Annotated in this window: 17 protein-coding genes and 2 pseudogenes; 10 read left to right on the top strand and 9 right to left on the bottom strand. The window is 44.5% G+C overall.

The window, feature by feature from the left end; genetic code table 11:
- Positions 1–9 precede the first annotated feature (9 nt).
- The 6 genes and pseudogenes from EXU30_RS17005 (at position 10) to fabV (ending at position 6,666) form a co-directional block, all read left to right on the top strand.
- Positions 10–1,671, top strand: a complete 1,662-nt coding sequence (locus EXU30_RS17005; protein ID WP_130602031.1) for an ABC transporter substrate-binding protein — start codon at positions 10–12, stop codon at positions 1,669–1,671.
- Positions 1,671–2,702, top strand: coding sequence for an ABC transporter permease (locus EXU30_RS17000; RefSeq protein WP_130602029.1), 1,032 nt, complete (start codon positions 1,671–1,673; stop codon positions 2,700–2,702). Before EXU30_RS17005 ends, EXU30_RS17000 begins: the two co-directional genes overlap by 1 nt.
- A complete protein-coding gene (locus tag EXU30_RS16995) occupies positions 2,689–3,579 on the top strand; it encodes an ABC transporter permease subunit (protein WP_130602027.1) in 891 nt (296 codons plus the stop codon). The genes EXU30_RS17000 and EXU30_RS16995 overlap by 14 nt, the downstream gene beginning before the upstream one ends.
- 2 nt (positions 3,580–3,581) lie before the next feature.
- On the top strand, positions 3,582–4,592 hold the full coding sequence (locus EXU30_RS16990) for an oligopeptide/dipeptide ABC transporter ATP-binding protein (RefSeq protein WP_130602025.1): 1,011 nt from the start codon (positions 3,582–3,584) through the stop codon (positions 4,590–4,592).
- Positions 4,573–5,357 (top strand): annotated as a pseudogene (locus EXU30_RS16985) (peptide ABC transporter ATP-binding protein). Before EXU30_RS16990 ends, EXU30_RS16985 begins: the two are co-directional and overlap by 20 nt.
- 106 nt (positions 5,358–5,463) lie before the next feature.
- Entirely contained in the window at positions 5,464–6,666 is a 1,203-nt protein-coding gene (fabV, locus tag EXU30_RS16980; protein ID WP_130602023.1) for an enoyl-ACP reductase FabV, read from the top strand.
- A 111-nt stretch (positions 6,667–6,777) separates the two neighbouring features.
- Here the strand turns inward: fabV and EXU30_RS16975 are convergent, their stop codons facing one another.
- Both EXU30_RS16975 and EXU30_RS16970 read right to left on the bottom strand, forming a co-directional pair.
- Positions 6,778–7,224, bottom strand: a complete 447-nt coding sequence (locus EXU30_RS16975) for a tetratricopeptide repeat protein (RefSeq protein ID WP_130602021.1) — start codon at positions 7,222–7,224, stop codon at positions 6,778–6,780.
- A 550-nt stretch (positions 7,225–7,774) separates the two neighbouring features.
- Positions 7,775–9,550 (bottom strand): flavocytochrome c, encoded by a 1,776-nt coding sequence (locus tag EXU30_RS16970; protein WP_130602019.1) that lies wholly within the window; start codon positions 9,548–9,550, stop codon positions 7,775–7,777.
- 369 nt (positions 9,551–9,919) lie between these two features.
- Here EXU30_RS16970 and EXU30_RS16965 point away from each other — a divergent pair, with 369 nt between their 5' ends.
- The 3 genes and pseudogenes from EXU30_RS16965 to EXU30_RS20710 all read left to right on the top strand — a co-directional run bounded on the left by EXU30_RS16965 (position 9,920) and on the right by EXU30_RS20710 (position 13,349).
- Positions 9,920–10,993, top strand: coding sequence for a porin (locus tag EXU30_RS16965; protein WP_130602017.1), 1,074 nt, complete (start codon positions 9,920–9,922; stop codon positions 10,991–10,993).
- A 222-nt stretch (positions 10,994–11,215) separates the two neighbouring features.
- Positions 11,216–12,121 carry a LysR family transcriptional regulator gene (locus EXU30_RS16960; RefSeq protein WP_130602015.1) on the top strand — a complete coding sequence of 302 codons (906 nt, stop codon included), beginning with the start codon at positions 11,216–11,218 and terminating at the stop codon, positions 12,119–12,121.
- A pseudogene (locus tag EXU30_RS20710) lies at positions 12,118–13,349 on the top strand (DUF819 family protein). The gene EXU30_RS16960 and the pseudogene EXU30_RS20710 overlap by 4 nt, the downstream one beginning before the upstream one ends.
- A gap of 72 nt (positions 13,350–13,421) precedes the next feature.
- Here EXU30_RS20710 and EXU30_RS16945 read toward each other — a convergent pair.
- From EXU30_RS16945 to EXU30_RS16935, 3 genes are all read right to left on the bottom strand, one after another.
- Positions 13,422–14,399: a helix-turn-helix domain-containing protein gene (locus EXU30_RS16945; protein WP_130602009.1), complete on the bottom strand. Its 978-nt coding sequence runs from the start codon at positions 14,397–14,399 to the stop codon at positions 13,422–13,424.
- 196 nt (positions 14,400–14,595) lie between these two features.
- On the bottom strand, positions 14,596–15,225 hold the full coding sequence (locus EXU30_RS16940) for a hypothetical protein (RefSeq protein ID WP_130602007.1): 630 nt from the start codon (positions 15,223–15,225) through the stop codon (positions 14,596–14,598).
- 93 nt (positions 15,226–15,318) lie between these two features.
- Positions 15,319–17,289, bottom strand: coding sequence for an alkyl sulfatase dimerization domain-containing protein (locus EXU30_RS16935; protein ID WP_130602005.1), 1,971 nt, complete (start codon positions 17,287–17,289; stop codon positions 15,319–15,321).
- Between the two features lie 214 nt (positions 17,290–17,503).
- On the opposite strand from EXU30_RS16935, the gene EXU30_RS16930 reads away from it, so the two are divergent.
- Entirely contained in the window at positions 17,504–18,400 is an 897-nt protein-coding gene (locus tag EXU30_RS16930) for a LysR family transcriptional regulator (RefSeq protein ID WP_130602003.1), read from the top strand.
- 229 nt (positions 18,401–18,629) lie between these two features.
- On the opposite strand, the gene EXU30_RS16925 is transcribed toward EXU30_RS16930, so the two are convergent.
- The 4 genes from EXU30_RS16925 to clpX form a co-directional block, all read right to left on the bottom strand.
- Positions 18,630–20,501: a SurA N-terminal domain-containing protein gene (locus EXU30_RS16925; RefSeq protein WP_130602001.1), complete on the bottom strand. Its 1,872-nt coding sequence runs from the start codon at positions 20,499–20,501 to the stop codon at positions 18,630–18,632.
- 206 nt (positions 20,502–20,707) lie between these two features.
- Positions 20,708–20,980, bottom strand: a complete 273-nt coding sequence (hupB, locus tag EXU30_RS16920) for a nucleoid-associated protein HU-beta (protein ID WP_130601999.1) — start codon at positions 20,978–20,980, stop codon at positions 20,708–20,710.
- A 259-nt stretch (positions 20,981–21,239) separates the two neighbouring features.
- Complete coding sequence (lon, locus tag EXU30_RS16915; protein ID WP_130601997.1) at positions 21,240–23,591, bottom strand: endopeptidase La; 2,352 nt, start codon at positions 23,589–23,591, stop codon at positions 21,240–21,242.
- 151 nt (positions 23,592–23,742) lie between these two features.
- Complete coding sequence (gene clpX / locus EXU30_RS16910) at positions 23,743–25,020, bottom strand: ATP-dependent protease ATP-binding subunit ClpX (protein ID WP_130601995.1); 1,278 nt, start codon at positions 25,018–25,020, stop codon at positions 23,743–23,745.
- Between the last annotated feature and the right edge of the window lie 33 nt (positions 25,021–25,053).

The following is a 25,053-nucleotide window of genomic DNA, read 5'->3' as shown; positions in this document are numbered from 1 at the left end:
CGCACGCGCATGCTAAAGCTATTCAAACCTTGGTTGTTTTTTATTTCATCTGCCGGCCTGATGCTGACATCTGGCTGTAGTGAACCACAACTTCCTACGGGTATTGTTTATTGCAGTGAAGGTAACCCAGAGAGCTTTAACCCCCAGTTAGTGACCTCAGGTACAACGATTGATGCCACTTCACATCAAATCTATAACCGTTTAATTGGCTACAGCGCAACAACTAAAGAGTTTGAAAGCGAGCTAGCTACGCGCTGGCAAGTGTCAGATGACGGCCTCAGTTACCGCTTCTGGTTAAGAGAAAATGTCACCTTTCATGACAACAATCATTTCTCACCTAGCCGTTACTTCAATGCCGATGACGTATTGTTCTCTTTTGAGCGTGTTATCGACTACAACCACCCTTTTCATGATGTGAGCCGCACTGGCTACCCTTATTTTCAAAGTATTAATTTATCTGGCTTAGTCAGCCGCATTGAAAAAGTGAACGACTTTGAGGTGGTGTTTCATCTAAATCGCAGCGATGCCAGCTTTTTGTTTAACCTTGCCACCGATTTTGCGGTGATTCTGTCCGCTGAATATGGTCAATACCTACTGGATAATCAGCGCGCCGAAGAGCTCGATTTTTTCGCCATTGGCACAGGACCGTACAAATTACATAAATACGTTAAAAACGATCATATTCGCTTTAAGCCCCATGTGAGTTTTTGGGGTGAGAAGGTCGCTGCCGAGCAACTGGTGTATGACATCACCACAAATAGCACCGCGAGACTAACCAAGCTAATCACTGGTGACTGTAATGTCTCCGCGCTGCCAAAACCTGCTGAGCTTGCAGTGTTAAAACAGCAACAAGATATTCGCGTAGATAGCTCGCCAGGACTCAATGTGGCGTTTTGGGCGTTTAACACCCAAAAGCCGCCGTTTGATGATTTACGTGTGAGACAAGCGTTATCCCACGCAATTGATAAACAAAAAATCCTCGATTTGGTATACAACAACACCGCAGTTGAAGCGACCGGCTTGCTGCCACCTGCATCCTGGGCTTACTCAAAAATTTATGAGCCCAATGAGTACAACCCGCAAAAAGCCAAAGCATTACTAGATGAAGCCAACGTTAAACAACTTAGCATCGATATTTGGGCAATGCCTGTGGCACGAGCCTACAATCCCAATGCAGTTAAGATGGCAGAATTAATGCAAGAAGATCTGGCCCAAATTGGCGTTAGCACTAACATCATCAGCTATGACTGGAGCGTGTTTACCCAAAAACTCAGCGAGGCTAACTATGATTCCGTGCTGATTGGTTGGAACGCTGACAATAACGACCCAGATAACTTCTTTAGCCCAGTACTGAGCTGCAGCGCCCTGCGCTCTAATAACAACTATTCACGCTGGTGTGACAATGGCTTTGATCACCTGCTATCACTGGCAAGCAGCCTAACCAAGCAGCCAGACCGAAAAGTTTACTTTCAGTCAGCCGAAGCGATTATTGCAGATAGAGTACCGATTGTTCCTATTGCTCACGCGCAAAAAATGGTGCTACACAACAAAAGCATCACTAATTTACAGATAAGACCTTATGGCGGCATTTCGTTTGCCAATGCTAAGCAGCTCATGGTGCAAGAGCAGGACATTGTAGAGGAACAGCGTCTTGAGGAGGAACAGCAGTAATGTGGCGTTATTTGTTTAGACGCATCAATTTGTTTTTCGCGACTTCGCTAGTATTGCTCGGCGTGTTGTTTGTAGCTACTGGCTTGTTTCCTGTCGAAAAGCCAACTGCATTAAGCGGTATCACTGCACCTAATGCCGTGCAGCTTGAGCAAATAACCCATGACTACCAACTAGAAAGCGGCAGTTTAAACCAATTTATCGCTTACATTTCCCAGCGACTTTCTGGCAACCTTGGAGTGTCGGTTAACTCACAACAAGATGTAGCAGCTGAGCTAATTAGCGTGCTACCCGCTTCGTTTGAGCTTGCTTTTGTTGCCGGCCTCATTGCCATGGTGTTTGGCGTACCGCTGGGTATGTTCGCCGCACTGACCAAAAACAAATTACTGCAAAGATTGATTTTAACCCTTACTTTAACCGGCTACTCAGTGCCGGTGTTTTGGTTAGGTTTAACCCTGCTACTCTGGTTTGGCGTTAACCTTAATTGGCTGCCAACGTCGGGGCAAATCAACTTGCTTTACGATATTCCGCCAGTCACCGGCATCATGCTTATCGACACCTTATTGCTAGATAGCAACTATGCAATGGCGGCATTTAAAGATGCAGTGATGCATCTCATTTTGCCCGCTATCACCTTAGCGGTACTGCCCTTCACTATGGTAACGCGTATCACCCGTCAGGCGCTGAAAACCGTGATGGAGCAACCCTACATTCGCGCAGCCGAGGCGCGAGGCTTACGAACATCACGCATTCTTATTCGCCATGCGCTGCCCAATGCGCTCATTCCGGTACTCAAGAGTATTGGTCTCATGCTAGGCACCTTTGCCAGTTACGGCATTATTGTTGAGATGATTTTCTCCTGGCCTGGGGTTGGCAACTGGCTCATTTCTGGTATTTATCAGCGTGATTATACTGTCATTCAGGCAGGCATTTTGTCGGTATCGCTACTGATTATTGCTATGAGCATTTTGATTGAGTTTATCCATGCGGCGATTAACCCTGTAAGTCGAAAGGAGTTGTATGCGTCTAATTAGTCAACTCCATGAAGAGCGCAAGATGACGCCACTCGGGCGCATTTGGCAAGCCTTCGTTGACAACCCATTTGCACTGGTTGGCTTATGGATTGTTGGGTTTCTTGTTCTACTAACCATACTTGCGCCATTCATTGCGCCATACTCTCCTGAAGCGCAGCACTCACATGCTATTTTGATGCCACCATCGTGGGACCAAACAGGCTCAGTAGAGTTCTTTTTTGGAACGGATGATTTAGGTCGCGATATTTTTAGCCGCGTATTACACGGTGTGCAGCTAACCTTTGGTATGTCGTTACTCATAGTATTGGTATCACTCACTATAGGCTCCATTATTGGTGCTATTTCAGGCATGATGACCGGGCTTAAGTCGAGTATTTTAGGCCACCTGTTTGATGCACTATTGTCTATTCCATCACTTCTGATGGCGATACTGGTCGTTGCTGTAATGGGACCAGGGTTAACCAATGTGTTTTGGGCTGTGGGAATCGCACTCGTGCCGCAGTTTATCCGCGCAATTCATCAGGCGGTCCATGATGAACTACAAAAAGAGTACGTCACCGCAGCAAGGTTAGATGGTGCCAATACTTTTGAAATATTTTGGTATGTGATTATGCCCAACGTTTGGGACGTACTAATTATTCAAGTCACAATGGCAATCTCAGCGGCGATTTTGGATGTTGCCGCGTTGGGCTTTTTAAGCCTCGGCGCTCAAGCACCAAGCCCTGAATGGGGAGCAATGATGGCACAAGGATTAGATAACCTGTTACTGGCTCCTTGGACGATTACCATTCCAGGGGCTGCGATTTTAATTACCGTATTATCCATTAACCTGGTTGGTGACGGGCTTCGCTCGGCGCTGGCACCTAAAAGAAACTAGTTATGCCACTACTGGATATTCGCAACTTAACCATTGAGCTAGATACCGACGAAGGTGTGGTAAAAGTGCTCGAAAAAGTTAGCCTAACCTTAAACAATGGTGAGGTACATGGACTTGTGGGCGAATCTGGCTCAGGGCGCACCCTTCTCGCTAAAGCGATCCTTGGTGTGCTCAGCCCTAACTGGCGCATTAAAGCTGATCGCATGATGTGGAATGGCAACAATCTCATGGATATGAGCTCAAAAGAGCGCCGCATGTTAATGGGCAGCGAAATCGCCATGATATTTCAAGACCCAGTTGCCAGCCTTGATCCCATTCGCAGTGTTGGCAGCCAGTTACTAGAGGCTATCAAACCCAATAAAGCTCTGCCCTTTTGGAAACGCAGCAAGGATGTACAGCAGACCGCTGAAAAATGGCTACATAAAGTCGGCATTAAACACACTAAGAAGTTGATGAACAGCTTCCCTTGGGAGTTATCGGACGGCGAATGTCAAAAGGTCATGATTGCTATGGCAGTTGCTAACCGCCCTAAACTGCTGATTGCCGACGAGCCTACCAACTCCATGGAAGTCAGTATGCAGGCACAGATTTATCGCTTACTGTCACAGCTAAACCAACTGCAAGATGTGTCAATTTTATTGATCAGCCATGAGCTGGAAACGCTGACTAAATGGTGCGACAAGCTAACCGTACTTTATAGTGGTCAGGTCATGGAGTCTGGCCCAACACAAGCCATCGTTGACCAGCCATACCATCCATACACCTATGCGCTACTTAAGAATTTACCAGAGCATACAGGTAAAATGCGCCATAAAGCTTTACTTCCTAGCTTGCCAGGTTCATCTGCATCTTTGCACCATTTACCCGCAGGATGCCGATTAGGGCCGCGCTGCCCTGAAGCCCAGCGCAAGTGTGTGCAGCAACCTTACTTAAGCCATCAAAAAGATCGCTACTTTGCCTGCCATTATCCGTTAAACAATGAGCGTGATGAATATGACCAGCCCCTTACTTAAAGTCACTAACCTTAGCAAACAGTTTTGCACTGGGTTTAAGTGGTTTAAACGCCAGCACTACCAGGCACTTGAGCCAATCTCTTTCGAGCTTGGTCGCGGTGAAACGCTCGCCATCGTAGGGAAGTAGGCTCAGGTAAAAGCACGCTGGCGCGTATTTTAGTTGGCGCTGAGCAGCGCACCAGTGGTGAAATTGTATTTGAAGATGAATCTTTAGGCTCGCGCGATCTCAAGCAGCGCTGCCGCCTAATTCGGATGATCTTCCAAGACCCAAATACATCACTCAACCCAAAACTCACGATTGGTGATTTACTTGATGAGCCACTGAGGTTTAATACTGAGCTCAATGTGGCTGAGCGCCGCAAGCAGGTTATCGAAACCCTGCGTAAAGTAGGATTGCTACCAGAGCATGCCGACTTCTACCCGCACATGATTTCCGAAGGACAAAAGCAGCGCGTTGCGGTAGCAAGAGCATTGATGCTCAACCCTAAAATCATCATTGCCGACGAAGCATTAACCGCACTGGATTTATCGGTGCGCTCACAAATTATTAATCTACTACTTAAGCTGCAAAAAGACCTAGGTCTGTCATACATTTTCGTATCGCATAACCTCAGCATTATTCGTCATATTAGCGATAAAGTGATGGTGCTAAAAAATGGCGAGCTAGTCGAGAAAGCGCCAACAGAGCAGCTTTTTACCAATCCTCAGCACGAGTACACCCAAAAGCTTATTTTTGAGCAAACCCAGCGCTTACAAAGCCGCTAAACTGCTCCAACCACTGATGGAAACGGCTTGAAAAATCAAAAATTAGTGCCATTTATGTCACTAATTGCTTAACCTAGAGCCAATTTTAACGGGAACACTAAAAACTATGATTATTAAACCTCGCATTCGTGGCTTTATTTGTACCACAACGCATCCATTAGGCTGTGAAGCCAACGTTAAACAACAAATTGAAACCACCAAAGCGAAAGGCAAAATCGCTAACGGCCCTAAGAAAGTACTGGTTATCGGCTCATCTAGTGGCTATGGTCTTTCTTCTCGTATTGCTGCGGCATACGGCAGCGATGCAGCGACTATCGGTGTGTTCTTTGAAAAACCTGGCACAGAGAAAAAGCCAGGCACAGCTGGTTGGTATAACTCAGCTTACTTCGACAAGTTTGCAAAAGCTGACGGCCTATATTCTAAAAGCATCAACTGTGATGCATTCAGCCATGAAGCCAAAGACAAGGTTATTGAGCTAATCAAACAAGACCTAGGTCAAGTTGATATGGTGGTGTACTCACTAGCATCGCCAGTGCGTAAAATGCCTGACTCAGGTGAATTGATCCGCTCATCACTAAAACCAATTGGTGATAAGTACACAGCAACAGCGGTAGACACCAACAAAGATACAATTATCGAAACCTCTGTTGAGCCTGCAACGGAGCAAGAAATTGCCGATACCGTTACCGTAATGGGCGGCCAGGATTGGGAATTATGGATGTCAGCCCTAAGCGATGCTGGCGTATTAACCGACAACTGTAAAACCGTTGCTTACAGCTACATCGGCACTGAAATTACCTGGCCAATCTACTGGCACGGCGCACTAGGCAAAGCCAAAATGGACTTAGACCGTGCCGCAAATGCGTTAAACGACAAACTAAGCCAAACTGGCGGCAGTGCAAATGTTGCTGTTCTTAAGAGTGTTGTCACTCAAGCAAGCTCGGCTATTCCTGTTATGCCACTGTACATTGCGATGGTATTTAAGAAGATGCGCGAAGAAGGCCTACACGAAGGTTGTATGGAGCAAATCTATCGCATGTTCAATGAGCGCTTATACCGCGGTGACGGTCAAGCGGCAGAGGTTGATGATAGCAACCGCCTACGCCTTGATGACTGGGAGCTGCGCGATAATATTCAGCAACATTGCCGCGACCTATGGCCACAAGTGAACACTGAAAACCTAAGTGAACTAACCGATTACGTAGAATACAAAGAAGAGTTCCTACGCTTATTCGGCTTTGGTGTAGAAGGTGTTGATTACGAAGCTGACGTTAACCCAGAAGTGGATTTCGACGTAATTTCGCTGTAAAGCTGAGTGTTATGAATACAAAAACCAAGTGCTTGCACTTGGTTTTTTATTGCTTGTTGGTCAGAGAAGCGCATAGGCTCAACTAAATGACTTCAGTTAAGTAAAACACATCTAAATAATAAACTTTTCTAACGATTCTTTGGACTCAGCCATCTCATTTTTTGCAGATTCAATATAGTCTAGATAAACATCGACACTTTGTTGCCAATGTGGATTTAGCTTTATTGTCTTTAAAAAATACTCTTTTGCTTTCTCATATCTAGATTTATGGTAATAACATAAGCCTATATACCAATGTGCCTCAGCATTATTAGGCCGTTTTTTTAATAGTCTACGGCAATTTCGAAACAGCTTTTCATATTCAGCCTGCTCAACCAATACATCTGCATCCTCAAGCTCCGCAGGAACACAGTCTTTACCAAAGAACGATTTCTTCAGCATGGCAAAAACAACCGAAAAATACGTCCAACAAAGAAAAATGGTTATGTATGTCATCCATTTAGATAAACTCTCTACAGCCTCAACAAGAGCAGATAAATCACTTGATTCCACGCCCATCAAACACCCCTAGTTATAAACATAAGTTATTGATATAAAATAATTAGCAGTATCTACCAACGTTAATAAGTTATCAATACTGTAAAAAGCCAGAATGATGAGTTCTGGCTTTGCAGGAATATATGTATGGGTGAAACTCTTGAGGAAAAAGCGCCAGCTGATGAGGCTGGCCCTTTTGGGAGCAGGTTAAGCTAAGTAGATGAAGACTCAACTTAACCAAAACCGGTTATACCAATTAGCACAAGAATGTGCTCATTCTTGCTGGCTAAAATCGCTTATAACTTCGTTAGAAATTTTGTAGGTAGAACAACTAGCTAGCTGCAATTTCCGCCTTGTTCTAAGCAATTTTATCTGCGTAATCTCTGATCACTTATTTGTCCCAATTGGTATTACCAGGTTAAAAACGATGTGACACTACAATCCATTGTAGGTTTTAGTTTTAGTTTGAGACTGTAACTCATTTTGTATAACGATTTGGCTGACACCATTTGTATAGGGATAGATAAACAGTGCCAGCCCTATCGTTAAACCTTTACACTCGTTTCCGAGCTTACTTCTTCTCTAGTGCGAACTTAGCGGCGTTTTCACCGGCTTTACGGCCAAATACCACAGTATCTGCAATGGCGTTGCCACCTAAGCGGTTGTAACCGTGTAAACCACCCGTTACCTCACCTGCAGCGTATAAACCGTCCATTTTCCAGCTTTGTAGGTTTAATACGTTAGCGTCAGTATCAACTGCGACACCGCCCATAGTGTGGTGAATACCAGGAGCCACTTTCACTGCGTAGTACGGAGGCTTACTTAAGTTCAGCGGCATGTCTTCACGACCAAAAGCTTCATCTTTACCCGCAGCTTGATACTTGTTGTATGCAGCAGCGGTTTTCGGTAAGTCTTTCATGTTAGTGATTTTAGCTAGCTCTTCGATAGTGTTGGCTTTGCTTAGCATGCCTAAGTGCTCATAACCACGTACCATCTTTTTCTTCTTAACTAGCTGCTCATCAAACACTAACCAAGCATATTGATCTTTTTGCTTCAAGATAGCGTCAGATGCACGGTCACGGGTGGTTAGCTCACTGATAAAGCGCTGACCATCAGTGTTCACCATGATTGCGCCTACACCACGTACGGTTTCAGAGATAAGAATACGACTGTCTTTACCAATAGTTGGGTGGGCTTGTACCCAGTCAATATCAGTCATCGACGCGCCAATTTCTTTGGCAAGTAACACACCGTCACCGGTTGCAGTTACGTTGTTAGAACTTGTCATGTCTTTCATTGTTGGGCGGTAGTAAGCAACCATTTGCTTATTCATACCGTAGCCGCCTGTCGCAAGTACTACAGAGTCAGCAGCTACCATGTTGTAGCCAGAGTGGCGACCGTGAACAACAACACCCGCAATAGACTTATCGTCGTTTAACACAATTTTCTCAACGCGAGAGTTAACGCGTACAGGGATATCACGTTTGTCTGCCGCTTTACGCAAAGTATCGATAATGTGTGGGCCTACAGATGCGCCGCCAGATGGACGGTGAGTACGCTCAACACGTGCACCACCTGAACGTTTCAAGTCATCCATGTTGGCGCCTAAAGACTCTAACCAAGCCACAGCCTCAGCTGATTCTTCAGCAAGAATTTGCACAAGTTTAGGGTCATTTTGGTAACGACCACCTTTCATTGCATCTTCAGCGTACCATTTAACCTTATCTTCAATGCCTTTCTTCTTCTGTTGTGGTGTACCTACTGCGTTGATACCACCAGCAGCTAGCATTGAGTTACCACCTGTGTAAGGTGCCTTTTCAAATAGCACTACGTTGGCGCCAGCCTCTTTGGCACTGATTGCAGCATTAAAACCAGCTGAACCACCACCAACAACAATCACATCAACGGTTTCAACAGGGCCGCGCTCAATTGCTTTACGAATTTGTTCTTGGTTCCAGTCACCGTCCCACTTTTTCTTCGCTTTGCTATTAGCAAATGGCATTTCCATTTCGAAGTTATGGCAGTTGTTACAGGTCAACTCAGGCTTAGCGTGAGCTGTATGACAAGAAGTACAGTTGATTTCGCCAAGGTGAGATGTGTGCGGGTCAAAATGCAGTTTGTCATTCGCAAGCTCGCTATAACCGCCATGACAATCACGGCACTGCGCGTTTTCGTGAGTTTGGCTGTCAGTAATTGTCTTATTAATATCTTTTAGCTTGCCTTCAACGTGACACGATTGGCAGTCGCCCATATCGCTGTGGAATTTAGCTAGGTTAACGTCTTTCGCCATTGCACCACCTGATAACAGTACGGCGGCAATTGCTGACACTAAGTATGCTTTTCTCATATTGTGTGTTCCTTTGCTCATCAAAATAAAATTAGTTTTATTGTTCTTCGATGGCGGAAAGGTTACTCACAAAGGAGTATCAAAACTTGGGTGTAAATCACATTCGCCTTGTGGTTCAGCTTTTATGAAACAGTCTTAAAATATCCTTAAAACGGTACGATATCCGTTTTCGTGTGACACATGTTCAAAATATTTTTTCCATACATCTCTAACATTTACCCCAACAAACGCATCGAGCTTCCTGTCATCAGTGATAAGCCCAAAAGCGCTAAGGAAAACCATTTCTCTTGCCGTTGATGCAAAACACAAGACTTAAAACAAAAGGATCCTCATTAAGGGGTAATCCAATTTTTCAAAGTGGAGATGAGTATGAACAAGTCAATTAATCGAGTAGCGATTGCAGTAATTGGAGCACTAAGCGCTTTTTCAGGCGCAGCAATGGCAGACTCACCACAAATCTATGGCCGTATGGAAATTGCGGTCACCAATTCTGACAATGGCTTTACTACACAAAATGGTAAGTCGGGAACTATATTAGAAAACAACTTCTCGCGTCTTGGTGTCAAAGGCAGCGAAAAAATCTCCGATGGTTTAGAAGTGCTATATCGCATGGAATTTCAAGTAAATAGCGCGCACTTAGAAGGTGACAGCAAGGTATTTAAACCGCGTAACACCTATGTTGGATTAAAATCTGATGCAGGTACGGTCTTAATTGGTCGCAACGACACTGTGATGAAAACATCAAAAGGCACTGCTGAAGCATTTGCTTTAACCAACGCTGCTTACAACCGTATGATCGCAGGTCAAGACCGCAAAGCAGACGGCATTACCTATTACTCACCAAAAATTGCTGATCTTATTACCATTAATGCCACCTACTTGATGGATGATAACTACGCAGAATATGATGACAACGGCGCTCGTACTGATGTAAATGAAAAGCAATATGCTGTGAGCTTGGTTGGCGGTGACAAAAAGCTTAAAAAGCAACCGTACTACTTCGCTGCAGCTTATAACACAATTGGCGGCGTGGACGCATACCGTGGTGTTGCCCAGTACAAAATTGGTCAGCTAAAGCTCGGTGGTTTGTTCCAAAATACTAAAAGTCAAACCGTTGAAACTAAAGAAGGTAACTCTTACTTCTTTAGCGCAGTTTACAACCTTAATGGCGTTAACCTTAAAGCTGAAATCGGTAAAGATGAAGCAGGTTTTGGTAAGTACTTCAAAAACAATACCGCAACGACTAGTACCCAATATAACAATGCAACCGACGTAGACATTAACTCATTGGTGATTGGTGCAGACTACCGTATTGCGAAATCGACCATGATATTTGGTCACTATGCTCAATATGACGGTGAATATCGTGATACCAACACAGGCAATATGATTGAGCTAAAAGACGACAAAATCTTCACTGTTGGCGTACGTTACGACTTCTAAACTAAGTCTATAACCTCAGCCATTTCAGTGCTTAAAGACTTGCTGCTTGGCGGCAAGTCTTTCTGTTACTACTTTTTGTCACTACTTTCTGTCACGAATAGTACCAAAGCCTTAGTTTATTTACGTTTAATGACCTGGATTACAAAAATCCACATCCAATTACAGTTTGACTGCACCTTAGCGCTAAAATATTAACAACTCATAAAGTTAGCCATACAGCCCATGAAACTGACACTGAAACAACTTTCAATATTTAAAGCTATTCACCAACACGGCCAAATATCAAAAGCAGCCAAAAGCTTGCACCTTTCGGTACCTGCGGTAAGCATGGCATTAAAAGAGCTTGAAGGGTTTCTTGGCTGTCGGTTGTTTGAGCGTAACAGTAATGGCCTAACGATAAATGACAATGGTGCAGTTATGCTGCCCTACGCCAATGAGATGTTATCCAAAGGCTCGCAAATTGAGCAAATGTTTGCCAAGGGGCAAACCATCAGTGGCAGCATAAAAGTGGGGTGTAGTAAAACCGCAGGCAACTATGTGCTATCGCGCAAGATCCCTCAGTTCAAAAAGCGTCACCCATCGGTTGATATTAAGCTACACATACATCACAGCATTGATGTAGAGAAAATGGTTTCCGAAAGAGAGCTTGATTTGGGCTTTGTCGATGCCAAACCTGGACTTAAAAACTTGGCTCATGAGCACTGGATTGAAGATAGACTGTGTATTGTCACCAGCTGCGATAGTCCGCTTGTGTCAGAAAACATCACGCCAGAGCTGCTTTCGCAAGAACTGTGGGTGATGGACGAAACGATTTCAGTATCAAGACTGCGTAATATTCAACTGCTTCGCAGCGCAAAAATTACCATTAACCAAGAGCTGTCAATGAACACCATGGGCGCGATAAAACGTGCTATCGGCACAGGTATTGGCGTCAGCGTGCTACCTTACATCGCAGTGAAAGAAGAGATTAAACGCGGTGAGTTAGTTGAGCTAAAAGTCAATAATTGGGACTTTAAGCGTAAATACTGGTCGATTACTCGTGACGACGAGGCAAAATCTGAATTGCTTGAACAATTTATCCGCTTTTGCCAGCAAGAAGCCATTAACGAAACAAACGATATATCGTGATTACACAAGACCCTATTATTGTTGGCTTACTCGCAGCCTTAATTGGCGCAGTTTTTTACGCCAGTAAGTCCACTCATCCATACCTAGTCAAGTTCTTTAAAATCTTTCCTGTGATGGTGGTGTGTTATGTCCTACCTTCACTGCTAAATACCTTCGAAGTAGTCGACAGCTCAAACAGCTCACTCAATCAAGTGTCATCCAACTATTTAATGCCAGCCTGCTTGACCTTGTTAATTATTAGCGTTGATTTAAAAGCTATCTTACTGCTTGGGCCTAAGATTGTTGCCTTGTTTCTAATTGGTAGTTTTGGGGTCATTATTGGTGGCCCATTAACCCTATGGATAATGTCTCATATCGCGCCAGAGCACTTGCAGTGGCAAGGTGCAGGCGCTGCCTGGAAAGGCATGGCAACTCTTGCAGGTAACTGGGTAGGGGCACTGCAAACCAACTGGCAATGAAGCAGGTTTATCAAGTTGATGACGGCATTTTTGCTATTATGATTTCGGTGAATGTGTTGTTCTCAGCTATTTGGATGTCAATCCTACTTACCTTGTCAAAGCACAGTAATCGCCTTGACCATCAGCTCAAACTAGACACTCAAAGCCTACAACGACTGATCAATAAAACTGAACTGCAAGCGCCTAAAGCCAGTGTGATTCCTGAGCTTAATCACTACATCTATATCTTCGCAGTAGCTTTTGGGATGACTGGTATAAGTCATTACTGCGCAGATAAACTAGCGCCGTTTATTGCCAACCATTACCCACACTTGAGTAAATTCAGTTTGACCTCTGAGTTTTTCTGGGTGGTAATTAGTGTAACTACCCTATCGCTGCTGCTATCGACAACTAGGCTACGTAACCTGGAACACGCTGGCGCATCTAAAGTTGCCAGTATTATGCTGTACTTTCTCATTGCCAATATGGGATTGCAGATGGATCTCGCCATGATAGATGACTTCCCTATCTACTTTTTACTGGGATTCATCTGGCTAAGTATTCATATCGCATTTGTGGTCATTGCAGGGCTAATAATGCGCGCACCGATCGCCTACATGGCGCTTAGCAGTCAATGTTGTATTGGCGGCGCAGCTTCATCGCCTGTGGTTGCACTTGCATTTCACCGCTCGTTGGCACCAGTGGCTATTTTGTTTTCGGTATTCGGCTACGCCTGGGCAACCTATATGGCATGGTTATGTGCCGAGATGATGCGCCCTATCTCTCCCTAGATTAAAGTGTCTAAGACTAAAGTCCCCTAGGCAAAACTGCCTAAGACAAAAACACTTTGGGAAAAAGCCCCCCTAGAGAATTGGTAGCATAATGCGAACTAGCTGCTGAGCAACAGACTGACTCGGCTCAACCGGAGCAAGCTGCCGCTCAATTAGCTGCCTCTCAATTAGCTGCTTCTCAATCAGTAAAGGCAAGTTTGCCAATTGGCTGTACTTAGTTGCCTCTTTATACAAACAAGCAATCTTGCCGTGCAACAATTGCGGCAGAGAGTCATCCCAAACATGATCAATTGCTACAGCTCTTGTTACTGGAATACTGCTTTTGAAAAACGGCGCGGTGATATCAATATTGCGCTCAACTAGCGAGGCTAACTCATAATCTGCCATTGATGAAAACTGCGGTTCGCGCTGCAAACGTTCACTTTGCTCGGCAGTGATACTCGCGGCGATATCCACCTGATAAGCGTCGCTATGAACTAACGGCATTTGATAGCAAAAATTAAATGTACGACTCAGTGGCGGCAAAACCTGATGTTGTTTACGCCAGGCAACCATGGCATTAACGGTTTGAGCAACAAACTCTGACGGGCCTTGATGGCGAATAGCAACCAATGAGAGTTGTTCTAATTCAACCACATTTATCTCAGCACTGTAGTCATATGCTTGATGACCATTTTTAAGCGTTTCTAAGGGTTGCTGACGCGCAAAAAAACTTGCCCAATCAGGCTTTGCTCGAAAATCGCTAACGCTTTGACTTATCGCTTTAACAAAGGCTTGTTCAAAACACTTTTCATCTTGATAACCTGCCTCACTAGCAATTTGAGCATTGGTTAGACTTGGCTCGAAAGCAAGTTTCTGCGCTACATCCAATAGCCTTAACAGCGCAATATAATCTTCAACCTGGGTGTGAAATAAAGCGTAAAACAAGATATTAAAATGGCACTTAGGAATGTTAGCTAGGCGCGAGAGTAACCTAATATCAACTGGCTTATCTAGGTTATCGTCAATATAGGCTAAAGCGGGTTCAAATTGGGTTTCGAGTGAGGCCACTGCATATCCTTGAAACTGATTTCATGCAGCTAATCTAACATTAAACTTAGTGTAATTGGCACTGTTAGATGCGTAGTTATCGTTCGAACAGGAGTGGCGCAAAGCAAGCAGTAGACAGTGAATAACAAAGTGCTGGTGACGGAGTATTATTGTCAAAGTGCCAATAGCAAATGAGGAATGTGAACCACCCTAATGGTTAAATCGATGATTTTGCCAATAAAGCCTGATACTTCTCCTGAGCATCTTGCTCACCATTGATGGTCATCAAACCTAGCTCATCAACTTGCTGCCAACTAAGCTGACGCGAAGCAATTGCTTGCAATACGCTTAACTCAGTGATCACAGTGACTTTAGCCTGTGACTGCAACTGAGCGCGACTCGACCAACGTGATGACAATTGACTTGCCTTTGCCGCAGCATCGTCACTGTTTAACTGATGCTGGTGCTGACTCAAGCGATAAGTAAGCTCACCACTGCGGATACTAACATCTAGATAACGGCCTTGAATTGGCTCAAATAAGCGCACGCTTATGCCACTATCAGCAAGATTTAATGCATTGGCATCAAGCTTACCTTTGTTAAGCATCTCGGCTTCGACTCGCGTTCCTGTTTCGGCAGGCATTCCTGTTTCAACTAGCGTTCCATTTTTTCGAGCTTTAACGATATTAGCAAGCACAGTAAGCGAGCCTGGTTCACTACTTAATGAAAAACCAGTTTGCTGGTGCACGCCGCAAGCAATAGCACTTGAACTCACACTAGCTGACGCAATTAGCATGATGCCTGCGCTCAATGCTGAAGTGGCTATTGTTTTAAGATATTTGCTCATAAATCTGACCTCTTCAAAAACAGCAATTCATTAATTTAGAGAAACTATCAAAGGGGCAAAATGCCCCTTTGAAGTATTACTCATCGACCTGTATTAGCGGACGATTAGCATTAATTGCTCTGGCGTCATTGGCGTGTCAAAGTAGCTCATGAATCGACCGAAGTCTTTCATTTCACCTTGAGCAAAGCCAAACTCGTCAGCAACCATTTTCTCAGCAATCACCTTCTGCGCATTTGGTCCAGCCATCAAGATTTGATTAAGTACAGCTCGACTTGTTTCAATCTTAACGTCAGCGCTGTCTAACGCCTGCTCGTGTAACTGCACAATGCCGTTACGAATTTCCAGCGTAAACGCCTCTTTGGTGTCGATAAACTGATAGCTCATCGCCATATTTACATCAAGGGTTTTCTCTGCCACTAACGTTGATGTCATCATGTCGAAAATCTGCTTGCTAGGCAGCGCAGTTAATACATCGACTGATGCAAAGCTAATCATGTTAGAGAAATCACGTGTACCTTCTAGCTCAGCTGCAGCATTAAGCGCCCAGTTACGCCAGTTAATATTCACCTGCGCAGCAGCCCAAGCTTTATATGCGTCAGCTTTTAACTCGCGAGCTTGCATGTCTTGTTTGTTGACCGTAATTGGGTAAGACAAGATTTCTGCAGCAAAAGTGAAGTTATCAGCTTCAATTGCAGCTTTTGCGGTTTTAAGAATGTTGTCACGACCGCCCATGATTTCAACAAAAGCTTTTGCTCGCTGCTCATATGCCATCGGCTCTAGTTGCCAAGGGTCGCCTTCGAAGAATCCGTTGTAACCTACATAGATCTGTCTAACAGCGTGTGCGACTGTGCCATAGTGCTCACCTAACCAAGGGTGACTTGCTAGATGCTTAGGCAATTTCACTACTTCAACTAACTCATCAGGTGTCATCCCTTTATTCATGTAGCGGATTGTTTGGTCATGAGTAAATTGAATCGCATCACGGTATGCCGTGAGTACATTATCTACTGCCGCTTTACCTTCAACCGGACGACCATGAGAGTTAATCATCACTTCAGTGTCGAACTGACGCATTACATCAATACCTTTAAACCACATCGATGGGTCGCGGAATTTGGTGCCTCGAATGGTGTGCAAGTTAGGGAAATTCTCACCTTGCAATACTTCTGCTGCATGAAGAATTTTTTGCTCTGGCAGATAAACGACGACTTCATCTTTAGTTTCAGACGGTACGTTAACAATCTGCATTGGCACACCGGCAATCGTAATGTCGAGACGGTCTTTCAGAGTCACGTTTGGCTCAATGAACGAGATATCGCCTTGCATAAAGCGCGGACCTAAGCCGTCATTGACCGTGCCGTGTTCCCCCTCTTCCACATGCTTAGCACCAGTGTAAGACGTGCGATGACCAAACAAAGTACCAAGGTTTGATGACCAGTTAGCCACTGCCGCTGTTAAGCCTTCTTGTGCAATGATTTTGATTTCACCTGATGCGACTTGCTCATCTGTCGCCCAAGCACGAACACCAGAAATATGGTCGATATGGTTGTGCGAATAAATAATCGCTTTTACTGGTTTGTTGGTGATCTGTCTGAATTGCTGCTTAACCACTTCAGCCATTTGTACAGACTCACCCGGATCAACGATGATGATGCCATCATCGCCTTCAATCATTACAGGCGTATCTAGACCAAAGCCGTAGCCAAGGTAAACATTATGGTCAACTTTGATGATGGCTTGCGCCATCTTGCGACCGTGTTTAGTCAAAGCCGGATGCACATGGTCTGATTCCTGGGTGTAAGCTAAGGTTTCACCAGTCGTTGATAAAACCTTAATACGCTTACCTTCACCCCAAAATAGGTTTGATTCATGCTCAAACAAGGTTGAAGACGTGTAACGTTGCTCTAGCTGAATATTTTGATACTGAGCCGCCGCGCTGGTTTGCAGCTCTTGCCCAAGAGTAGATTGCGCCTGAGTAGTAGGTGTTGCAAGTGCATAACCTGAAGTAAATAAGGCTACTGATACCGCAAGACCTAGGCTTAATGGTTTAAATTGACTAATCATAATTTGCTCCCAACGGGTGACATCATTTGTTGATTAATAGATTAATCGCCATTAACATCGTAAAAAACTAGGCTTTACGATAATTAAGTATCGAATTTACGATAACACTTTGCAGCGCAGAATGACTTAGTCGCTTGGCTTGTAGTGACTAGCCCTTGCGAATTATGTGGTGCACGGAAGGCAAAGCCAGCGTAGATGAAAGGTGGGACAAGAGATGACACAAAAACCGACACTCAACCAACTTGGCGTATTTAGCGCGGTGATGTCTAGTGGCAGCTTCAGCCGCGCTGCAGAGCAGCTCAACACTAATCAATCAACAATCAGTACAAGTATTGCAAAACTTAAACAGGACCTTGGACAAGAGTTGTTCATCCGTCAAGGTCGCGGCATTGCACCAACGCGATTTGCCCAAAGCCTTTATGAGCAAATTAAACTGCCACTGGCACAATTAGACGATACTCTGCATAACATGAGTGAGTTTGACCCAGACCAGGGGCAGCATAAGTTTGTCATTACCGCGCCAGAGCATATGCACTGGTTGCTACTCAATAAATTTAGTGAGCTAAAACCCCACAACATTGAGATTTTTGACCAGCCAGATACAGATGAAGCACTATTAGATGGCCTGAACTCGCAACGTTTTGATGCCATGATTGATATCATGCCACCCAATAGCTCTGCAGTAGAAAGCTGTCAGTTATTTGATAGTGATTTTGTGATTGTTTGTAGCCAAGACCACCCACGTGTACAACAGAGCATTAGTCAAAAGCAATTTAATAGTGAGTCTCACGCAGTACTCGAGCGCACCCGTCAGCATTTACGTAGCCTACACCACTTTACCAATATCGACTTGAGCCAACGTAAAGTGGCTTATCATGGACGCTCGCTATTCAGTAATATGTTACTGTGCAGCCAAACTGAGTTAATCACCGCAATACCTGAGTTTTTAGCAAGGCAGTTTCAGTCACAACTAAACTTGCAACTTTTACCGCCGCCGTTTCCGTGCAAGCCCATCACCAACTATTTGATCTGGCTTAAAAAGCATCATCATGATCCCGCGCAAAAATGGCTGCGTTCACAGCTCATTGAGGCAACCCAGAGTTTTACTTAACTCAGTTGTTTGGTAACTAAAGTCTTTGGTAAATAAAAAGCTCTAGTTAACGTTTTGCTTCAGTCAAATAACAAATTGACTCCAATAAAAAACCCTCAATGCTCAACTATAAGGAGCAATGAGGGTTTATTTTTAACTGAATCTCTTTGTTCTAAGGGCTTAAACAACCCCTTGGCTTGAGCTATTCAGTTTTAGCTATTTCTTAACTAGTGCTTAGTTACTTTAGCAACTACTCGGCAACTGGGTATTCGACTGTCGCCTTAGCTTTCAGAGCACCAATCACAGATAAGTAATCGGCTTGGCTAAACTGTGACTCTAAACGTTGCTTAAGGCCTGCTACAAGCTCGTCAGTAATGCCAGTAGCTGCATTAACAGCATCAACCAACACAACAGCATAACCTTGTGCAAGCTCTGCAGTATCAATCGATACGCCGCCTTCAGCAGGTTTAGGCATCTTAAATGCTTTATCTACAATCGCTGGGTCTGTTTCTTGAGTGAAACGAGGCAATGCAGTCACTGTCGTAAGCTCAACGTCAACGCTGCCACCATCTTTAAGGGCAACCATAAACTCAGTCGCTTTAACTTTAGCAACCTGGTTTGCTTTGTCTTGCTTAAGACGTGCAACAATACCATCTTTCACTTCGGCGAAATCCATAGTGCCTGCAGCTTTGTGCTCTTTTAAGCGTACAACGACTACATGGTTTGGACCTAGCTCAACAACGTCACTGTTCATGCCATCACTGATCACTTGCTCTGAAAACGCTGCGCGGATGAAATCTGCAGTGTTAAACGGTGCAGGTACGTTGTTACGGCTAAATAGCTCGGTAGTCTTAACAGGTACATTCACCGCTTCTGACGTTTCAGCTAACGTATCAGGAATTTCATAGCTAGTGTCAGCAAGTTGTGACTGCAGACCAAAGAACACATCTAGTGCTTTCTTTTCTTGCAGCTCAGCTAAAATCTCAGCTTTCGCATCTTCAAAGCTTTGTACACCGCCTTCTTGTACATCAACAAACTTAACGATGTGGTAACCAAAGCTGGTTTTAACAAGATCTGAAGTCGCGCCTTTTTCAAGGGCAAACAGTGCAGTATCGAACTCACCTTCCATTACACCAGGCTCGAACCAATCTAGCTCGCCACCTTGCTCAGCGCTGAACTGATCATCAGAGTCTGACTTAGCTACAGCTTCAAAGCTCTCGCCAGCAGCAAGTTTAGCTAATGCAGCTTCACCGCGTGCTCTATCTGCATCTTCATCACCAGAGTCGTTGATAAGAATATGCGCAGCTAGACGCTTCTCAGCAGTGCGATATTGCTGCTGGTTCTCATCATAGAAAGTACGTGCTTCTTCATCGCTAACCGCTTCAGTGTTAGCCATATCTGCAGCGTTTAACTCAACGTACTCAAGGCTCACCATTTCTGGGCTGCTAAAGCGAACTAGGTTTGCTTCATAGTATTCATTGGCTTCTTCATCAGATACATTCGCCTCAGCAACAAACGGCGTAGCATCGACCGTTAGGTAGCGAATATCACGAGTTTGACCTTGAAGCTCAGCAAGCTCGTTAGCTTCACCCGGTAGAACAAACTCACTACCCAATAATGCCATCACTAGCTGACGACGTGTCATGTCAACGCGCATCATGTTTCTAAATGCAGCAGTTTGGTAACCAAGTTGACGCAGTACTGCTAAATAGCGCTCGTTATCGAACTGACCATCGGTGTGGAATGCAGGCTCGTTAACAATCGCTTGTTTAATCTGTTCATCAGATACGCGTAAACCAAGCTCGGCAGCGGCTTGGTCAACTAATTTCTCGGCAACTAAACGTTCTAGAACGTCTTTTCTGATCCCGGCCATGTAGCTTTCATCAGCACTTAGGGCATCAAACATTTCACCAAATTGTTGTTGTAAGCGACCTACTTCATTTTGCAGAGATTGCTCTAATTGTTCATTGGTAATTTCGTCACCATTGACGATAGCCGCTGGAGTACCCGTGTTTGAGCCTAGATAGCTACTCACACCAGCAAATGCAAATGAAAGGATAACAAGGACTAAGATCGACTTAGCGATAATACCTTGTGAGCCTTCACGAATTTTTTCTAACATCAGAATTCTCGCTAGTTGCGATGGATAAAAATAAAAAGACGCATCACAGTTTGGATGCGCCTTTTTTTGTAATTACTTTAGAGTTTCAAAAAGCTTTGGCTTTACTGTCACTCCCAATACCTCAAATGGTATTGCTTGTCGTAAAAAGCACTGCTATTGCAGTGCTTATCTTACGAGTGCCTTACAAAGGCAACGCTAACTAATTCTTAGTTAACAGCGTCTTTAAGCGCTTTACCAGCTTTGAACGCAGGAATGTTCGCAGCAGCAATCTTAATTTCTTTACCAGTTTGTGGGTTACGTCCAGTGCGCTCTGCACGTTGACGAACTTCAAAAGTACCGAAACCAACTAGAGAAATTTTTTCGCCTTCTTTAAGACCTTCAGTCACAGCAGCGATAAAAGAATCTAATGCACGGCCAGCTGCAGCTTTAGAAATGTCAGCACCAGTAGCGATTTTCTCGATTAGTTCAGATTTGTTCATGTCTTCCCCTTGAATGTTATTGTAGCGCCGTAACCATTTCCGTGTTTAGAGCGGTCGGCGGAGGCTTTTTAAAAAAGCTAGGTATCTGTCCTAGCCAAATATGAAACCAAATAAAATTGGATACAGCTCGAAGTCAATCACGCCAAAGGGCTTGGTGTGACTGACTCTCCACAAAACCTAGGCTACCACAGGATTGCGGTTTGTTAAGCCCTTTTTTGCAGTTTTTTTCGGATATAGAGCACTTTTTTTCACTATTTAGCTACTTTTTAACCACTTCAAAACCTTCTACAGGTCTTTCTAAGGCTAATTTGAGCACTTCATCAACCCAGCGTACCGCATGGATTTGCAAGTCGGCAATCACATTTGCTGGAATTTCTTCCAGGTCTCGCTCGTTCTCTTTAGGAATAAGCACATGTTTAATGCCGCCGCGATGCGCTGCTAACAGTTTCTCTTTTAAGCCGCCAATTGGTAGTACTTCACCGCGCAAAGTGATTTCACCTGTCATGGCAACGTCACTACGCACTGGATTACCCGTTAAGCTAGACACTAATGCAGTGCACATAGCTGCGCCTGCTGATGGACCATCTTTTGGAGTCGCACCTTCTGGAACATGCACGTGAATATCACGCTTTTCATAGAAGTCGCTGTTAATACCAAGTTGATCTGCACGGGCGCGAACCACTGTCATCGCAGCTTGAATCGACTCTTGCATAACATCACCAAGCGAACCTGTATAAGCAAGCTTGCCTTTACCGGCAACTGATGTAGCTTCAATCGTTAGTAAGTCGCCACCGACTTGTGTCCAGGCAAGGCCAGTAACCTGACCAATCTGGTTATTTGAGTCTGCTTTACCAAAATCATGGCGCTGCACGCCAAGGAATGACTTAAGGTTGTCGGCGTTGACTTCAACAGACTTAACCGATTTATCAAGCAGAATCTGTTTAACCACTTTACGGCAAATCTTAGACAACTCACGCTCTAATGAACGTACGCCCGCTTCGCGAGTGTAGTAGCGGATAATGCCTAAGATAGCACCGTCATCCACACTAATTTCTTTGGCTTTTAGACCATTGCGCTCAACCTGCTTAGGCAATAAGTGTTGCTTCGCAATATTAAGTTTCTCATCTTCGGTATAACCCGATAGACGAATGACCTCCATACGGTCTAGCAGTGGCCCTGGAATATCCATTGAGTTAGACGTAGCGACGAACATCACATCTGACAAGTCATAATCAACTTCCAGATAATGATCGTTAAACGCTGCATTTTGCTCAGGATCTAGTACTTCAAGTAATGCCGACGATGGGTCGCCGCGCATATCTGAGCTCATTTTGTCGATTTCATCCAATAGGAATAATGGGTTTTTAACGCCCACTTTCGACATTTTTTGGATAACCTTGCCTGGCATAGAGCCAATATAAGTACGGCGATGACCGCGGATTTCCGCTTCATCACGCACACCACCTAAAGCTACGCGCACATACTTACGGCCAGTTGCTTTTGCAATAGACTGACCCAGCGAGGTTTTACCCACACCTGGTGGTCCCACTAAACAAAGAATTGGCCCTTTGAGCTGCTTAACTCGGCTTTGTACCGCTAGGTATTCAAGAATGCGCTCTTTAACTTTCTCTAACCCATGGTGATCAGTATCAAGCACATCTTGCGCTTTCGATAAATCACGCTTGATTTTAGAGCGCTGCTTCCAAGGTACTGACGTCATCCAGTCTACATAACTACGCACAACGGTAGCTTCTGCCGACATCGGTGACATCATTTTTAGTTTATTTAGTTCAGCACTGGCTTTTTCTTTGGCATCTGCCGGCATGCCTGCGTCTTCAATCTTTTTGGCCAGTACTTCAAATTCATCATGGCTTTCGTCAATGTCGCCAAGCTCTTTTTGAATAGCCTTCATTTGCTCATTCAAATAGTACTCGCGCTGGCTCTTTTCCATTTGCTTTTTAACGCGGCTACGAATGCGTTTTTCAACTTGCAGTAAGTCGATTTCCGCTTCCATCATCGCCATCAAATACTCAAGGCGCTCGCCAACGTTGACCATCTCAAGCACAGACTGTTTGTCTTCAAGCTTTAGCGGCATGTGCGCGGCCATAGTGTCGGCTAGGCGCGCAGCTTCTTCGATACCCGTTAGCGAAGTTAGCACTTCAGGTGGGATCTTCTTGTTTAGCTTAATGTAACCTTCAAACTGCCCAATTGCGCTGCGAACAAGGACTTCTTCTTCCTTGTCAGTAAGTGGCGTTGAAGTTAAGTATTCGGCCTTAGCGACGAAGAAGTCTTCATCTTGGGTATACTGGCCGATCTTAGCGCGCTGACCACCTTCGACTAACACCTTTACAGTGCCGTCAGGCAGTTTGAGCAATTGTAAGATTGAGGCAACGGTGCCGATTTCGAAAATGTCGTCTTTAGTCGGCTCGTCAAGATCTGCATCGCGCTGGGCGACGAGAAGAATTTGTTTGTCTTGCTCCATTGCTGATTCTAAACAACGGATTGATTTTTCCCTTCCGACGAAAAGTGGAATTACCATATGGGGATAGACCACTACGTCTCTCAGTGGTAATACGGGGAGTTCGATCTGCGCTTCACGCTCTTGTGTCATGGCTCGATTCCGTTTGATGAAGATGAAAAGGCATATAAAAAAGCTTATACCTGAGTATATTGGGGCAGTGTTGAAAGTTTCAATGGTCAATACGAAAAAAGGAGCCCATTGGACTCCTTATTTAATTTTTGCGGTGCTAACAGATGATTAATTAATCGCCTGACGCCGCTTGTTGCTCGTTGTTTTCGTAAATCAAGATTGGATCTGACTCACCTTTAACAACTGACTCATCAACAACCGCTTTAACAACACCTTCAACTGACGGTAGGTCGTACATGGTATCAAGCAAAATGCTCTCTACAATTGAGCGCAAACCACGGGCACCTGTTTTACGTACCATCGCCTTATTAGCAATCGCTTTAAGCGCATCTTCGCGGAACTCTAACTCAACCTCTTCCATCTCAAACAAAGCAGCATACTGCTTAGTTAGTGCGTTTTTAGGCTGAGACAGAATTTGCACCAGTGCAGCTTCATCTAACTCAGTAAGTGTAGCAACTACAGGTAGGCGGCCGATAAATTCAGGAATAAGACCAAACTTAACTAAATCACCTGGTTCAACTTTACCTAGCGTTTGTGAAATCGTTTCTTTGTCATCTTCACCTTTGACTTCAGCGCCAAAACCGATACCAGTGCCTACATGAGCACGCTGCTCAATCACCTTCTCTAGGCCAGCAAATGCACCACCACAGATGAATAGGATTTTCGAAGTATCGACTTGCAAGAACTCTTGCTGAGGATGCTTACGACCACCTTGAGGCGGCACAGATGCTACAGTGCCCTCAATTAATTTAAGTAGAGCTTGCTGCACGCCCTCACCTGAAACATCACGAGTAATCGATGGGTTGTCAGACTTACGGCTAATTTTATCGATTTCATCAATGTAAACGATACCGCGCTCTGCTTTCTCTACGTCGTAATCACACTTCTGCAGTAGTTTTTGGATGATGTTCTCAACGTCTTCACCAACGTAACCGGCTTCAGTTAGCGTAGTCGCATCAGCCATGGTGAACGGCACATTTAATGAGCGCGCTAATGTCTCAGCAAGTAGCGTTTTACCACTACCTGTAGGGCCAATAAGCAAGATGTTACTCTTACCTAATTCGATGCCGTCTTTAGGGGTACCGTTACGTAACCGTTTATAATGGTTGTAAACCGCAACCGAAAGCACTTTTTTGGCTTTATCTTGACCAATGACATAATCATCAAGGTGCTCACGAAGCTCGTGAGGCGTTGGCAATTTATTGTCGTCTTGTTTTGGAGAAATCTCTTTGATTTCTTCACGAATAATGTCGTTACATAACTCGACACATTCATCACATACATATACCGATGGGCCAGCAATCAGTTTTCTTACTTCGTGCTGACTTTTTCCGCAAAAAGAGCAGTACAGCAGCTTACCGCTGTCACCGTTATTTTTGTTATCGCCCATTATTTTACCTCTGTTGGCAGCCTGCGCTACATC

Source organism: Shewanella maritima, from assembly GCF_004295345.1.
GTDB lineage: Bacteria > Pseudomonadota > Gammaproteobacteria > Enterobacterales > Shewanellaceae > Shewanella > Shewanella maritima.
The sequence above is the reverse complement of the archived record's forward strand: the minus strand, read 5'-3'. Positions and strand labels throughout refer to the sequence as shown.